The sequence below is a fragment of the Leucobacter sp. 1207-22 genome (assembly GCF_052850455.1).
Map to the genome: position 1 here is coordinate 31690 of NZ_VXCR01000003.1, position 14333 is coordinate 46022.

The 14333-nt window shown below is 60.7% G+C and carries 14 protein-coding genes; 3 read left to right on the plus strand and 11 right to left on the minus strand.

Features of this window, described 5'->3' with window-relative positions:
- The first annotated feature begins 201 nt into the window (after window positions 1-201).
- Entirely contained in the window at window positions 202-1899 is a 1698-nt protein-coding gene (gene pknB / locus FW756_RS05895; protein WP_446429244.1) for a Stk1 family PASTA domain-containing Ser/Thr kinase, read from the plus strand.
- 345 nt (window positions 1900-2244) lie between these two features.
- Here the strand turns inward: pknB and FW756_RS05900 are convergent, their stop codons facing one another.
- From FW756_RS05900 to FW756_RS05915, 4 genes are all read right to left on the minus strand, one after another.
- Complete coding sequence (locus tag FW756_RS05900; RefSeq protein ID WP_446429245.1) at window positions 2245-5013, minus strand: fibronectin type III domain-containing protein; 2769 nt, start codon at window positions 5011-5013, stop codon at window positions 2245-2247.
- A 127-nt stretch (window positions 5014-5140) separates the two neighbouring features.
- Entirely contained in the window at window positions 5141-5776 is a 636-nt protein-coding gene (locus FW756_RS05905; RefSeq protein ID WP_446429246.1) for an anthranilate synthase component II, read from the minus strand.
- Window positions 5777-5791: 15 nt separating this feature from the next.
- Entirely contained in the window at window positions 5792-5947 is a 156-nt protein-coding gene (locus tag FW756_RS05910) for a hypothetical protein (RefSeq protein WP_446429247.1), read from the minus strand.
- 10 nt (window positions 5948-5957) lie between these two features.
- Window positions 5958-6701, minus strand: a complete 744-nt coding sequence (locus FW756_RS05915) for a class E sortase (RefSeq protein ID WP_446429248.1) — start codon at window positions 6699-6701, stop codon at window positions 5958-5960.
- Between the two features lie 62 nt (window positions 6702-6763).
- On the opposite strand from FW756_RS05915, the gene FW756_RS05920 reads away from it, so the two are divergent.
- Window positions 6764-7036, plus strand: coding sequence for a cell division protein CrgA (locus FW756_RS05920; RefSeq protein WP_446429249.1), 273 nt, complete (start codon window positions 6764-6766; stop codon window positions 7034-7036).
- Window positions 7037-7169: 133 nt separating this feature from the next.
- On the opposite strand, the gene FW756_RS05925 is transcribed toward FW756_RS05920, so the two are convergent.
- Window positions 7170-8096 (minus strand): rhomboid family intramembrane serine protease, encoded by a 927-nt coding sequence (locus FW756_RS05925; protein ID WP_446429250.1) that lies wholly within the window; start codon window positions 8094-8096, stop codon window positions 7170-7172.
- A 5-nt stretch (window positions 8097-8101) separates the two neighbouring features.
- Window positions 8102-8611: a peptidylprolyl isomerase gene (locus FW756_RS05930; RefSeq protein ID WP_446429251.1), complete on the minus strand. Its 510-nt coding sequence runs from the start codon at window positions 8609-8611 to the stop codon at window positions 8102-8104.
- 192 nt (window positions 8612-8803) lie between these two features.
- Here FW756_RS05930 and FW756_RS05935 point away from each other — a divergent pair, with 192 nt between their 5' ends.
- Entirely contained in the window at window positions 8804-9304 is a 501-nt protein-coding gene (locus FW756_RS05935; RefSeq protein WP_446429252.1) for a DNA/RNA helicase, read from the plus strand.
- A 338-nt stretch (window positions 9305-9642) separates the two neighbouring features.
- On the opposite strand, the gene FW756_RS05940 is transcribed toward FW756_RS05935, so the two are convergent.
- The 5 genes from FW756_RS05940 to FW756_RS05960 form a co-directional block, all read right to left on the minus strand.
- Window positions 9643-10254, minus strand: coding sequence for an NUDIX hydrolase (locus FW756_RS05940; RefSeq protein WP_446429253.1), 612 nt, complete (start codon window positions 10252-10254; stop codon window positions 9643-9645).
- 10 nt (window positions 10255-10264) lie between these two features.
- Window positions 10265-11284 (minus strand): alpha/beta hydrolase, encoded by a 1020-nt coding sequence (locus FW756_RS05945; RefSeq protein ID WP_446429254.1) that lies wholly within the window; start codon window positions 11282-11284, stop codon window positions 10265-10267.
- A gap of 162 nt (window positions 11285-11446) precedes the next feature.
- Window positions 11447-12394 carry a hypothetical protein gene (locus FW756_RS05950; protein WP_446429255.1) on the minus strand — a complete coding sequence of 316 codons (948 nt, stop codon included), beginning with the start codon at window positions 12392-12394 and terminating at the stop codon, window positions 11447-11449.
- On the minus strand, window positions 12391-13095 hold the full coding sequence (locus FW756_RS05955; protein ID WP_446429256.1) for a response regulator: 705 nt from the start codon (window positions 13093-13095) through the stop codon (window positions 12391-12393). The genes FW756_RS05950 and FW756_RS05955 overlap by 4 nt, the downstream gene beginning before the upstream one ends.
- Window positions 13083-14315: a histidine kinase gene (locus FW756_RS05960; protein ID WP_446429257.1), complete on the minus strand. Its 1233-nt coding sequence runs from the start codon at window positions 14313-14315 to the stop codon at window positions 13083-13085. The genes FW756_RS05955 and FW756_RS05960 overlap by 13 nt, the downstream gene beginning before the upstream one ends.
- Window positions 14316-14333 lie beyond the last annotated feature (18 nt).

Genomic DNA, 14333 nt, shown 5'->3' on the forward strand with positions numbered 1-14333 from the left:
GCCCTCGCTGCTGTGTTACAAGGCGACAGTAGTTCTCGAAAGTGTGCCCGGACCTGCAGGAACCCGACAACGAACGCCACACGTTTGGCCATTCACGCATCACTTTTTATGCACGTACTTCAATCGTTATGCATCACCGCCGTGGCGCTCAGTTCAGCCCCCTAGACTGGAAGCTACTTTGTCTCTACGGAAGGGGTGTGCATGTCTGAGGCCGCAGGCGTTGGTGAACAGCGTATCCTCGCAGGGCGTTATGCGCTGGGCGAGTTTATCGGCCAAGGCGGTATGGCTACGGTCTACCGCGGGACAGACACCAAGTTGGGGCGTCAAGTCGCGATCAAGGTGATGAAGGCAGAGCTGGCGCACGACGACCAGTTCCGTTCACGCTTCCGGCAAGAGGCACAGTCGGCAGCGCGCATGGCGCATCCGACCATCGTGCGAGTCTTTGACGCTGGCGATGACCTCATCCAGACAGCAGACGGCGCAAAGCGCCTCCCCTTCATCGTTATGGAGTACGTCGAAGGCACCAACTTGCGTCAGCTGACGCAAGAAAAGCCCCTTTCGATTCAAGAAGCTTCTCGCGTCACTGAATCAGTACTCACCGCACTTGAGTACTCGCATCGCGCAGGCATCGTCCACCGCGATATCAAGCCCGCGAACGTCATGATCACCAAGACCGGCCAGGTCAAGGTCATGGACTTCGGAATTAGCCGCGCGGTGTCAGACACATCGTCAACGCTGCAGCAGACCACCGCGATCCTCGGTACCGCCGCTTACTTCTCGCCTGAGCAGGCGAAGGGCGAGGCAATCGATCCGCGCACCGACCTCTATTCAACTGCGGTCTTGCTCTTCGAACTCCTCACTGGTTCCGTGCCATTCGTTGGCGAGTCAGCGGTGTCGGTTGCTTACCAGCACGTGAGCGAGCGCCCGAAGGCTCCGAGCACTCGTAACCCCGAGGTCACCGCAGAGCTCGATGCCGTTGTGCTCCACGGACTGGTGAAGGACCGCACGCGTCGCTTCCAGACAGCAGCCGAGTTCCGTACCGCGCTGCGTGAGGCCTCAATCGGCCAGATGCCTGACCTACCGCAGCCAGACACCGACAGCGCTGTCCTCTTCACGAGCAGTGACGACGTTTCTGAGTCTGATCTCGCATTGCGTCAGCTTTCAGAAAGCGGCGGATCCCGTTCGCAGAGCCGTCCGCCGGTGATGTGGACTTGGGCGGCGATCCTAACCGTTGCGGCAATCGTCGTCGCAGTGATCTTCTGGTTGGTGACGCTGCCGTCGCCGAACATCGAGTCCGCGCCTCGCGTCCCTGACCTCACGAACTACACGCGAGCAGAGGCCATCGATGCGCTCTCGAAGCAGAACCTCAACCCGCTGATCTCTGAGGAGAACAGCGAGGAGATTCCCGGCGGCTACGTGATCTCAACGAACCCTGAGGCTGGGACAACCCTGTCTTCGGGTGATGAGGTCAGCGTCGTGATCTCGCTCGGCCCAGAGTCGGCTGAGGTGCCAGATATCGGGAGTTCGACACTCGACGCGTACACCAAGAAGCTTCAGGAGCTCGGCCTGCGCGTCGGGCAGATCAACCAGAGCGATGATCCGTTGCCAGCAAACCGAGTGCTCGAGGTCTCCCCGGAGCCCAAGACGGAATTGCGTTCCGGCTCAACCGTTGACATTACGGTGTCGAGCGGCCTCGTCGAGATCCCTGATCTGACTGGACAGTCACTTGAGGTTGCGCGTGCCCTCACCTCGTCTTTGAACGTCAAGTTGCAGCTGCGCCCGCTCACGACCGCCGAGACCGGCTGTGAAGCTGCAGAGAGCTTGCCCATCATGGAGCAGTCGCTCATTGGCCGCCAGCCGCAGGGCTCGGCGCTTGAGCTCACTTACTGCACCGGCTAAGTTGTCGGCTGGCGGGTGGTGAATCACCCCGCCACCGCAGGCTAGCCCTGCGAGAAGGCCCCGTTCCTGCGAGATGATCCGTTTCATGCGCAAGAACGGGGCCTTCTCGCAGGAACGGGGTCTTTTCACCGGGTTGCCCAGATGGCGCGAGCAACAGCACTGACACCAGCAACAGCACTACACCAGGGCTGACACCAGCACCGACACCAGCACCGACAGCGACACCGCCACCGCCACCGAGTGGCTGAGCTTTCGTGGGGCAAGCACAGCAAACGGCCCCGGTCACGTATGAAATACGCAACCGGGGCCGTTCCGGGGTCTGGCTATCAGCCAGACCCCGTGAGACTATGCTCGCTGTCGGCGGCGGATCATGACCGCCACTCCAGCTGCGAGCAGCAGCGCACCAGCCACTCCAAGCGGAAGCAAGCCAGCCGCACCAGTGTTCGCCAGTCCTGCTTCAGCCTTGGCTGTGCCGTGAGTATTCGCGGTGTTCGCGGTTCCCTTGCCATCTGCGGATGCCGAGCTGTTCGCCGAGGATGCTCCGCTGCTGCCAGCTGCTCCATTTGCACCGCTGCCTGCACTCCCGCCGTTCGAGCCCGCGTCAGAGCCACCCTCAGCACCGCCGTTTGCACCAGCGTCCGACTCACCACCCGGATCAACGTCAGCAGCCGTGACCGTCAACGGAGTCGATACAGACTTGCCATTGGGCAGCACCACGACCATCTCGTGAGAGGTATCGGTCGCGGTATCCGCAGGAATGGTCACCGTCGTTGAGAATGCGCCGTCGGCATCAACGGTCACCGCACCAAGCTCAACCGGGTCCGAGTGCAACTCAACCTTCAGCTCACTCTCGGGGGTGAAGCCCGAACCTGAAACGGTGAGATCCGCGCCCTGCTTCACCTCGGTCGCACCGAGCTTCAGCTCAGGGCCAGCAGGCACCTCGACACCGGGCTCCGTGACCCACTTCGTGTCGGTCGCGTACTTGGTGACGGTGAACTCGTCGAAGAGCTCTCCGACCTGCGGAACGGCCTTCTCGGTGTAGACCGGGCGCTCGCCCGTTGCGTCAGCGAGCGTGAAGCTCTTCGCGCCGCTGGGACGCTCAGCAACGTACGAACGGTAGGTCAGCTGATCTTCGGTGACGTCGATCACCTGGTAGGTGGTGACGTCCTGGGCGCGGATCCGCTGAATCGCACCGTTGTTCGTCCACACGTTCTTCGCCTCAGTCTCGAGATCGTAGTGCTTTGCACCCGAGTTGGACACTGCGTACACGGGACCGGTCGTCAGGCCTGAGGTGTCGGTGAGGTCGTCGGTGTTGTATCCGCGGCCGTAGGTGTGATCGTGCCCCATGAGTACGAGGTCGATGTTGTTCTCCTCGAACACGGGCACCCAATGCTTGCGCAGTACTGCTTCGTCACGTCCTGACGAGGTCGAGTAGACCGGCTGGTGGAAGGTGACAACGTTCCACTTCGATACGCTGTTCTTCAAGACGTAGTCGAGCCAAGCTGCCTGGTACTCGGTCCAGAGTTCCTGCACCTTGCCGCTCGGGCAGTCAGCGCCGGTGCACGCTGGGAGGTTGTCTGGCTTCAGGAACGTGGTATCGCGGGTCGCATTTAGGGTGATGAATCGGACACCCTGGTAGTCGGTGAAGTACACGGTCTCTGCCGCGAACTCTGCCCACCGCTCGAAGTACGCTGCGTACTGCTTTGCCGCATCAGAATCGCCCTGTGCGAGCGCGGCGAGATCACCGATGGTCTCGGTGCCCGGCTGGTTCAGCGGGTATTCGAAGTGTGCCTTCCACGACTGGAGCAGCTTGTCGCCCGAGTACTCGTGGTTACCAGGCGCCGCCATAACGTTGGTGCTCGTTGCCGAGCGTTCCATGCCCTTGAACCAGTTCTGCCACTCGAGGTCGTTACTACCCGTGTTGATGAGGTCGCCTGCGTGCACCGAACCGATCGAGTCGGTTGCCTTTGCTTCAGCCTGCTGCACAACCGACGGCCACGTGGTGTCGAGGCCGATCTGTGCGTCGCCGTAGTACACGAACTGGAAGTCGGTGTCGTTCGGGTCGGCGGTCTTGAAGTCGAACCACTCGCTCCAAGCACCGGGCAGACCCACGCGGTAGCGGTAGTCGGTCGCCGGTTCGAGTTCGGCAACGGTCGCCGAGAAGTGTGGGTTGAGGTTGCCGTTGACCTTGCCCGCTTCGTACCCATCGATGACGCGTGTCTGTTCAGGCGCGGATCCCGCTGCCGCACCGCCCACCGCGCCAATTTCAACCTGGCCGACAGTGTGACTTGCATCGCCTGCGAGCCATGAGAAGGACTGCGAGGTCGCGGGAGTCTCGGTTGGCGTCAGGATCACACGTGTCGGAGCGGCAGCGACAGGATCGACGCCGCCTTCGTCATTCTTCGGCTGGATCGTCAGGCTCGTCATGTCGAAGTACGCATCCGACGAGGAGTCGCGATCCTGGTACAGCGCGACCGCAATCGTATTCGTGCCGTCCTGCAGCAGCGCAGGATCGATCGAGAAGGCGCTCTTCGCCGGATCGCCGGCGGAGGAACCTGCGTACTGCAGATTCGAGGGGTTGTTGTCATCAACTCGGTCATCGACGAAGTTCGCGACCTTCTCACCGTTCACGTACACGCGCAACGCGTCGTCGTAGATGACCTCTGATTTCACAGCACCGATCTGCTCGGTGATGCCGTCAGCAAGCTCAAAACTCGTGCGGAAGAAGTATGTCGGCACCGTCGGTTTTGCGGTGTCATCAATGTAGTGCTTCAGCTTTGTCTGGGGCATATAGGGCCCGACAGCAGCCAGCTTGTTGCCCTTGACGCCGAAGCCGCTCGGAGCGACGGCCCAATCAGCGTCGGCAAACTCTGGCTTGGTCCAGCTGTTGCGATCCGCGTCCCCAGCGGAGGGGTCGACGGCGGTATCGAGATAATGCCACTCGGTACCTGAGCTCACGAGCGGCTCGGTCGGCAGTTCAGTGGTTGTCGCGGCAGCCATTGGTGCGGCGAAAGCGGAGCTTGCTACGGGCAGCGCAAGGCCACCGCCAACAAGCGCAGCGAGGGTGACCAGCGTCACGCCTCGCGTCACCCGCGGAGCACGGGCAGAGATCATCATCATTCCTTTGGTCGGATGCACATCTTGCACCGGCTTCTGCCGGTCATGTCCATCCCACCTGAGGCGAGTAGCTCGTGGGTCTCCCGTTGCTGTCGTGCAGGTTACGACGCAGTGAACTCGGAACTTACGAGCGGATCAGCGGAGACAAAGCACGTGCAGTCTCCGCTGCATTCGCGAGGCCAGCGATGCGCAACCAGTTGCCGAGCTGCTGATAGCCGCCCTCGGTAAGCACCGATTCTGGGTGGTACTGCACACCGAAGATCGGGCGCTCGCGATGACGTACCGCCATGACCACCCCATCAGCGGTCTCAGCCGTAATGGTGAGCGTCTCTGGGACGGTACTGCGCACAATCGCAAGGGAGTGGTAGCGGGTCGCGGCGAACTCAGGGGCAACGTGCGCAAAGAACTCATCGCCAGAATGCTGAACTCGTGACACCTTGCCGTGCATGAGCTGTTCTGCGTGCGTGACAACCCCACCAAGCGCTTCCGCGATCGCCTGATGCCCGAGACAGACACCCAAGAGTGGAATGCCCTCGCGGACCGCAAGATTCACCATCGGGATCGAGATGCCGGCCTCTGCCGGGGTACCCGGGCCAGGCGAGACCAGCACTCCGTCGAACTCGCGCACGAGCTCCTCGAGCTCACCCACGGTGACGTCATCGTTGCGGATGACATGAGTCTCAGCACCAAGCTGTTGCAGGTAGCCGTTAATCGTGTAGACGAAGCTGTCGTAGTTATCGATGACAAGGATTCGGGTCATGAGGATTCCTTTTGGTTATTCGACAGTGACTTCGGGCTCGGGAAGCAGCGTCGCTACCCACGGGTAAATGTAAAAGATGAGTGCGTACACGAGCGCTGCTGCTGCAAGGAGCAAGATGATCACGCGCAGCCAGGCCGGACCTGGGAAGAAGCGCCAGAGAATGGAGAACATTTACGCGTCCTTAACTTTTCAGCTCGGGGTTCGCCTCAAGCAACTCAGCCGGTGGGCCTTCGTTACGAGGCTGGAAATCTTCAAGCACGGAATACGCAATGACACGTTCATATGCTCCCCAGTGCTTCGGGTGGCAACTCGTGAGCGTCAAGATCTGGTCATCACCTGCCGCGCCTTCAAGACGTGGGAACGGGTTCAGCACGTCGACCTCGCTCGGGTCGACATACTCTGCCGAGCGATACCGGTAGGTGTACCAACCGTCTTGAGTTTCAAGGAACAGCGGATCGCCGATCCGCAAATTCATGATCTCGCGGAACGGCTGCGTGTGGCTTCCTGAGCGATGCGCCGCGTATGCGGTGTTGCCCGGTTCGCCTGGCATCGTCGTTGAGTCGTAGCGGCCGATGCCCTTCTCATCGAGATCAAGGACGAGGTCACGGTTGGTGCCTTCGGCAACTCGGTTGGTATAGGTCTTTCCGAACGCAGGGACGTGCAGAATTCCGAAGACTTCGCCTTCAGCAGGCTTCGCCACAACCGGCATGCCCTCGGTGCTCGGCGCCTCAAAGTTTTGTTCCCACTGCGCTGAGTCAGAAGCCGTCAGAGAGCTCTGTTTTGCGCCAACCGTAAGGTTCACATACCAGGGCTGCCAGACGATAAATCCGAGCACACCGATGCCTGCGACGAGCAGCAGCTCGCCAATCACTGTCAGGGGGCTCAGACTGCGACGCTTGGCCCTACTGGGTGCGACCCTATTCATAGTCCCCCATCTTACGGGTGACGCATCGAATTTTACCGGACTCTCGCTGTAGACTCAGGGACATGGTTGCATCAGGAAAGCAAGTGCAGAAGAACGGCAAGGCAGAGGTCGCTAGCGCTGAGGCGCGCCGTGCTGCACGCAGTGAGGCTCCGAACCCCGTGTGGTTCAAGCCCGTCATGTTCGGTTTCATGTTGATCGGACTCCTGTGGATCGTCACGTTCTACATCACTAGCTCAACGATCGCTCTTCCCATTCCTTCGCTTGGGAACGGCAACATCTTCGTTGGTTTCGGTTTCATCCTGATCGGCTTCCTCATGACCCCGTGGTGGAAGTAATCACAAGAATTACACGCATGTAGTTTCTCCCCAGACTGGGGAGAAACCTGTGGATAACTACGAAGGCCCCCGGAGTCATTCCCGGGGGCCTTCGTAGTTATTTCTGCAGCTGCAGACGGCGGATCAACGTCGTCTACGGCACCAACACCGCTGGCGCGACGACGAAGTAGGCAAAGCTCAACGCAACGAGCGCGAGTCCCTCAATGATGAGGAAGGTGATCCGCGCACCGCGCTTGCGGGGGCCCTGCGTGCGAACAATGATGAACATCGTCAACGCACCGACAAGCAAGCCACCGAGATGCGCTTGCCACGAGATACGTGCGCCAGGCAAGAAGCCAATACCAACGTTGATCGCAAGCATCACCAAGAGCGACTTCGTATCAGCCTGTACTGCTTTCAACCCGACAAGCACGGCGCCCATGACACCGAAGATTGCACCGGAGGCACCAACTGTCGGTGTGAGCAGTGTCTCAGGCTGGACGTAGCCCCAGAGCATGACTCCGAGGGATCCGCCGAGGCCTGCAAAGAGGTACAGCACGGCAAATACAGTGCGACCGATACGCAGCTCGAGCTCGCGGCCGAAGAGCCACAGTGCATACATGTTGAACAAGATGTGCAACAAGAAGCCAGTCGAGTGAGTAAACATCACCGTTGCCATGCGCCACGGTTCAAATGCCTCAGGCATTGAATACAGCGGGGCATACCACAGCGCAAGCGTGACCTGGTCAGATGCAAAGTAGTGGGTGAGCAACTGCAGCACGAAGACGACCGCGCTGATCGCGATGATCGCCGTCGTCACTGGTGCCTGGAGCATGCCAATACGACGGCCAAGCACACGGGTTGCACGCCCAGCTCGCTTCGCACCGCTCGGCGTTGCCTCGCGAACGCACTCAGGGCACAGGAGGCCAACCGCAGAAGCTACCTGGCATTCGCCACACACCGTGCGGCCACATCGCTGGCACAGCGTGAAGCTCGGCCGCTGCTTGTGACGGTAGCAAACGTCATCGGCCCCGTACTCAGCACGTTCGCCGAATACGGGGCCGGAGCCATGAGATGACAACGGAATTAGACCGCAGCGATGTCAACGCCAGTGATGACGACGTCCTCAATGGGACGGTCCATCGCGCCGGTAGCGACAGCCTCAATCGCGTCAACAACAGCCTTCGATGCATCGTCAGCGAGCTCACCGAAGATGGTGTGCTTGCCGGTGAGCCATGCGGGCTCGGTGGTGGTGATGAAGAACTGCGAACCGTTGGTGCCCGAAAGGCGACCGGTCATGTCGGGGCGCTTGCCAGCGTTTGCCATAGCGAGCTGGTACTTGCGGTCGAAGACGAGCTCGGGGTGGATCTCATCGTCGAAGTTGTAGCCGGGGCCGCCGGTGCCGGTGCCGGTGGGGTCGCCACCCTGGATCATGAAGTCCTTGATGATGCGGTGGAAGATCACACCGTCGTAGAAGCCCTTGTTTGCAAGGTCTTCGAAGTTCTTCACGGTCTTCGGTGCGTGGTCGCCGAAGAGGTTGATCACGATATCACCGTGGTTGGTGTGGATGGTCGCAACAGAAGTATGAATGGTCATGTGTTCAGTCTACGGGGCGGTCTGGAGAGTTCAGAGGGAAAAACCAGGTTTCAGGTCGGGTTTAGATTTCGGCACGATCTCTCCCCCAAATATCGAGGTGAATACCAGGACGCGCGCGCCGATTCGGTGTAGCGTTGGAGCAACTGAAGTGTTCCGCATGGCGCTGACCACGCGAACTGGAGGAGGATTCGAATGAAGCTCTCACGTAAACGTCGCCGCGAACTCCGCCGTCTGCGCGCCGAAGCACAGGAGCTGCTCGATCAGCAGCGCGTCGTGCTCGGTCAGGCAGGCGAGGTTCTTAACCACGCTGGCCGCCAGGCCCGCCACCTCAGCGATGAGCACCTCGCTCCCCGCGTTGAGAAGACGTGGAACCGCGTGCGCCCCAGCGTTGAATGTGGTGTCGAGAGCGCCCGTCGCACTGCAGACCAGGTTCGCATCGCGACCGCGCCTATGGTGACGAACGCGCTCAACGGCACGATCCGCGCCCTCGATCGCTTCGAGAACGCGAATGCTGCCAAGCAGGTTCGCAACTTTGGTGAGCGCGCCGGTTACATTGCGCCCGCAAAGAAGCGTTCGGGTGCTGGCAAGTGGATCGCACTCACGCTTGGCGTTGCTGCCGCTGCGACGGTTGCCGCCTTCCTTACGCGTGCGTTCAGCACCGACGAAGACCTGTGGGTCAGCGCAGAGGGTTAATACTTTGCTGTAGCGCTGATGCGCTGCAGACATGAGCGGTCAGGGGTTCGCCTCTGGCCGCTCTGTTGTTTGTGTGGGTGTGGGTGTGCAAGGTCCCGATGAGAGTGTGGGCGTGGGTGTGGATGCTCAGCCCGGTCACACCCTCGAAACGAGCAGTTGCCTGCGAAACCGATAGTTATTGACGCCAGAAAGTGCCAGTTTCGACGGAAACAGGTGTTTTCACGGGGTTAGCCCGGGTGCCTCGCAGGGAGTAGCTCCCCCACGAGTCACATTGCGAAGTCGGTGTGTTTGCCAGCCGTCCATCCGGCTAGCCAGACAGCTAGTAGCCTCGCGTGATCTTAGCTCGATCGGCCAGAACCAGAACCAGCGCCAGATCCAGAATTACCGCCAGATCCAGATCCAGATCCAGAACCGCCGCCCGAACCAGAACCACCATTTGAGCCCTGGCCAGAACCTGATCCTTGGCCGCCGTTCTTCCCACCGCGCTTGCCCGACCGCTTCCGACGCGGGTTCCGTGCAGCCGTGGGACGATGCTGAATTCCGGCCATTCGCATACCGGTTCGCACAAGTGAGAGAGTCTTCAATGACTTAATCTCGCGGATGGGTACCCAGCGGGCCTCATCAGAGGAGCCATCGATCTCGTGCACGAGCGGACCGTCTTGCACTGACGCGCGATAGACAATTCGGATCGTATGCAGTTCGGGAGTCTCGCCCTCTTCGACGTCTTCGCGCACCATTACGCGTGAGTCGACCCCGAGCAGTCGACCAGCCTTGGCAGTCAGGCCAGTCTCTTCAAACACCTCGCGCACCACGGCGTCGCGCGGATCTTCTCCGTCTTCTAGCCCGCCACCGGGCAGCGTCCAACCGTGCAGGTGCCCTCGACGCCAGTGCGTCAGCAGGATCTTGCCGCGCCGCTCGATGACCGCGTATGCAGCAACTCGTAGATCCATACATAAGAGCTTAGCTTGCTCGCCACCCCGTGACCCAGGAGTTTAGGCGCGCGTACGCTTCTGCGCGCGCGTCTGCACGCGACAAGAACACATCGTGGAGTGCGTTCGGAATTCGCTCGATCGTGACGGTCCGTCCGAGTCGAGTCGCCGCTGAAGCAACCGCCTTCACCGAAAGTACGGTATCTGCCGTGGTCAGTGCATCACTCCACCTCAGAGGTGCCTCATCATGATCTGACATGAGCACACAGACCGGGATAGTGAGCTGCAACCCCTTCTCCACACGCTCGTGACCGGCAAGTACCGCTCGGAGCCAGCCGCTGTACACCGCATGGGATTTGTCAGGCCGCCACTCATGGTTCAGCCGGTCAAGTACTTCAGCGGGGCCGACCTCGCGTTGCGCACGACTGTAGTAGCCGAAATCGAACTGTGGGCTTGCCTCCCGTGGGGCGATCCAGGCACTCATGTTCATGATCGGCATCATGAGCTTCCGCGCGAGCGCCGAGAGCTGGAATTCTAGCCAGGGGCTATTCAGGATGAGTGCGCTTGCGACGCCCGGATGATCCGCCGCCCACAGGCTCAGCACCAAGCCGCCAGTTGAGTGACCAAGCAGAACGAGTTCGCGGTCTGACTCCCCCGCAGCTTCCGCGCGCATGATCTCTGTCGCGCGACTGATCTCGGCGTCGTATTCGCTGAGGGACTCAACGTACCCGGGTGTCTGGCCGGGTCGCAGGCTCCGCCCGTACTTGCGCAGATCGAGTGCGTAGAATCGCGCGCCGCGGGCCGTCCAATACCTGGCGAGCGGAGTCTGGAAGAAGTAGTCCGACCAGCCATGCACGTAGAGGATGTCTACGTGTGACAGATCTGGCTGTTTCGGGGGCGCGGATCGCAGCAGCCGCTGCCACCAGCTTCGTGGTTCAGGTAGCGCACGCACGAGTGTGGCCACAAGTGGACCTTCCGCATCTGCACCCAAATCAATATCGGTGCACTCAAACTCGTCACCGAGAATGTCGGGTCTCCACTGTACGGTCATGGCTTCAGACTAGTCCCGACGTGAAAGCTCGGCCAGGAAAACTCTCCTGGCCGAGCTTTGGCCGAAAGGACATCGACTGCTCGATGACACGCTCTCGAGACGCCGAATCACAGGGTGCTGCACCCGAGGTGGAACGTCACCAGGTGCAGCGTCACCCCGCGGCTAGCGCAACACGATCTCACCGACGCTCGCACGGGCTGTCACGAGGTGCGTCGAAGCTGGGTCGTGTACAAGAGCGCTTGAGATGTCGCCTAGATCCGCTCGAGTGTCGAGACGGTACGCCCCCTGGGGCAGAGTGACGTTGACGCTACCAATTTCTGTCGAGACTTCAACGCTCTGTGGCTGCTTGCCGGCAACCGCGATGGTTGCCTGACCGACGCTGACAGAGACATCGAGCGCGCGCACGTTCGAGACGTCGACCGTCGCGTCTCCAACACCGACCTCAAGATCGAGGGTCGCGGCGGTACCGGTGTAATTGATGAGACCGGCATCGACGTTCAAGTCGAGTTCTGCGAAATCTCCGTTGATCGAGAGATCGCCTGCACCGACAGTGACGTCGGAATTGAGTTTTCCGTTATACATCTCAGGCAATAGGAGCGTGACAGTCTCGGCTGTACGCGCCTGGAGCGGGTTGACATTGCCGCGACGCTCAATCTGGAGCTCGTCCTCGTCCACGTACATCATCCACCGGTTGCCATAGTCGCCCTCTACAGAGAGCGTCGCAACATCCACGTCGGCGAACTGCACCGTCATCACCGACGCGGCTGCATCCACGTCAACGGAACGTACCCCGGTCATATCTGTCGTCACAGACCAGCTTCCTGGCCCGTCTTCTTGGGCATACTGCGGACCGGTGTACTCACCGCCACCTTCCGCACTCGACTGCGACTGATTGAACGTAGATGCATCGATGGCGAGGCCTGCCATCCAGAATGCTGCCGTACCGAGAGCACCGAGCACGATCACGCCGCCAGCGATCGCGGTGCCAATCGCGATGCCACGCTTACGTTTCTTTGGCTGGGCTGCCTGATATTGCTGGCCAGGTGCCTGCGGCTGCGGCTGCGGCTGCGGCTGCGGCTGCGGCTGCGAGAGATTCTGCTGGTCGGTCATGCGCCCGTTCCATTCTGTGGTCGGTGTGTGAAGGCGGATCCGCCCACATTTTCAATGTGCGCAATCGCAGCGAGGACGCGGCGATTGCCGTCCTCGGCTTCGAGACCCAACTTCTGGAAAATCGAGGTGATGTTCTTCTCGACGCTCGCCTCGGAGATGAAGAGGAGTTCGGCGATCGCCTGGTTTGAGCGGCCCTCCGCGAGCGCTGACAACACCGTGCGCTCTCGTGGAGTGAGCTGTTGCATGCGCTCATCCTTGCCGCGGCGGGCAAGAAGCTGAGCGACGACTTCGGGGTCAAGCACCGTGGCGCCCTGCCGGATCCGCTCAATCGAACCGATGAACTCCCCCACGTCGGCGACACGATCTTTCAGCAAATAGCCGAATGCTCCGGTCGGTACGCCGCTCGGCCCAGCGCCGATGAGCTCGCTCGCGTAGCGTTCTTCAACATACTGCGAGAGGACAAGAAGCGGGAGCTCCGGACGAACTTGGCGCAGTTCAAGCGCCGCCCGAATTCCCTCATCAGTGAACGTCGGCGGAAGCCGAACATCCAGAATGCAGAGGTCAGGATCGGTTTCTTCGACGCGTTCCATGAGGTCAGCAGTGTCCGGCAGTGCCGCGATGACTTCATGTCCACCGTGCTCCAGCAAGCGCACGAGTCCTTCACGCAGCAGGACAGAATCTTCACACATTACGATGCGCATGGCACGCTCACCTCCAGAGCTGTGGGTCCGCCCTGCGGACTGGAAAGGGTACTCGTGCCGCCGGCAGCGAGAATTCTATTTTGCACACCGTCGAGGCCACCGCCTGGCACGATCTGCGCGCCACCGATACCGTCGTCCTCGATCCGCGCCCACAGCGTGCCATCCTCACGGAGTCGCACCAGCACTCGGCATTCACTCGCACGTGAGTGCTTCGCGGCGTTCGTGAGCGATTCAGCAATGACGAAGTAGACAGCGGCCTCTGCAGTGCGGCTACACCGACCAGTGAGTTGCACGTCGAGCGTCACCGGAATGTGTGAGCGGGCAGCAAGTGCCGAGAGCGCCGCGTCGAGGCCGCGATCGTCCAAGACAGATGCGTAGATTCCGCGGGCAAGCTGTCGCAACTCGGTAATTGCAGCCTTCGTCGAGGTGTGTGCTTCCGAGACGAGCTGCTTCGCTGCTTCAGGGTCGGTATCGATCATTTCCTTCGCGAGGCCCAGCGTCATCGCAGTCGAAACGAGCCGCGGCTGAACGCCGTCGTGCAGATCACGCTCGACTCGCGTGCGCTCCAGATCTGCTGCGCGAACCGCGCCTTCGCGCTGAACCTGCGAAACGGCCGCTTGTTCTTCAAGTGCCGCCTCACGATCGACGGCGCTGATGAGCGCGATCGACGTGATTCGGTGCAACATCGCTGCCCCGTAGACCGCTGCTACCCAGAAGATCACTCCGATGATCGCAACTGCGATCCGCCACCCAAACGAGGCGAGGGAGCTATTCCACAGGAGCGACTGCATTGCATCGAACACAGCGCTGAGGATCCACTGCAGCAGCACAATGAGCGCGAAGCCCATTGCGGTAGTGAGGAGGAAGTTCGCGAGCGCACGCCACATACGACCATCGATCGCCTGCCTCAGAACCGCTTTGAGCCACCCGCCGAACGTGCGCTGAGCCATCGGCACAAGACGGAGATCAGGGATGCTGAGGTCGTACAGTTCTGAGACGCGCCTGGTCTCGAACCAACCGACGCCGAACAGTGCGTAGATCACGCCGACGAGCATGACCGCACCAACGCCAGCGATCGGGATGAGGCCAATCGAGACAGCAGTAAACACCAGGAATCCGATCGAAATCCCGAATCCAATTGCACCATATGCAAGCAGATGCAGGACGGTCAGTCCGATGCTCAGTGGCGGCTTCCGCCGACTCGAAGTCTCTGTGTTCATACCTCTAACGTACGGTGC

Excerpts from the sequence above, each read along its gene's own strand:
- FW756_RS05950 (WP_446429255.1), bottom strand. The coding sequence starts at position 12,394 with ATGACCGACCAGCAGAATCTCTCGCAGCCGCAGCCGCAGCCGCAGCCG.
- pknB (WP_446429244.1), top strand. The coding sequence starts at position 202 with ATGTCTGAGGCCGCAGGCGTTGGTGAACAGCGTATCCTCGCAGGGCGT.
- FW756_RS05910 (WP_446429247.1), bottom strand. The coding sequence starts at position 5,947 with ATGTTCTCCATTCTCTGGCGCTTCTTCCCAGGTCCGGCCTGGCTGCGC.
- FW756_RS05930 (WP_446429251.1), bottom strand. The coding sequence starts at position 8,611 with ATGACCATTCATACTTCTGTTGCGACCATCCACACCAACCACGGTGAT.
- FW756_RS05955 (WP_446429256.1), bottom strand. The coding sequence starts at position 13,095 with ATGCGCATCGTAATGTGTGAAGATTCTGTCCTGCTGCGTGAAGGACTC.
- FW756_RS05945 (WP_446429254.1), bottom strand. The coding sequence starts at position 11,284 with ATGACCGTACAGTGGAGACCCGACATTCTCGGTGACGAGTTTGAGTGC.
- FW756_RS05960 (WP_446429257.1), bottom strand. The coding sequence starts at position 14,315 with ATGAACACAGAGACTTCGAGTCGGCGGAAGCCGCCACTGAGCATCGGA.
- FW756_RS05920 (WP_446429249.1), top strand. The coding sequence starts at position 6,764 with ATGGTTGCATCAGGAAAGCAAGTGCAGAAGAACGGCAAGGCAGAGGTC.
- FW756_RS05915 (WP_446429248.1), bottom strand. The coding sequence starts at position 6,701 with ATGAATAGGGTCGCACCCAGTAGGGCCAAGCGTCGCAGTCTGAGCCCC.
- FW756_RS05905 (WP_446429246.1), bottom strand. The coding sequence starts at position 5,776 with ATGACCCGAATCCTTGTCATCGATAACTACGACAGCTTCGTCTACACG.
- FW756_RS05900 (WP_446429245.1), bottom strand. The coding sequence starts at position 5,013 with ATGATCTCTGCCCGTGCTCCGCGGGTGACGCGAGGCGTGACGCTGGTC.
- FW756_RS05935 (WP_446429252.1), top strand. The coding sequence starts at position 8,804 with ATGAAGCTCTCACGTAAACGTCGCCGCGAACTCCGCCGTCTGCGCGCC.
- FW756_RS05940 (WP_446429253.1), bottom strand. The coding sequence starts at position 10,254 with ATGGATCTACGAGTTGCTGCATACGCGGTCATCGAGCGGCGCGGCAAG.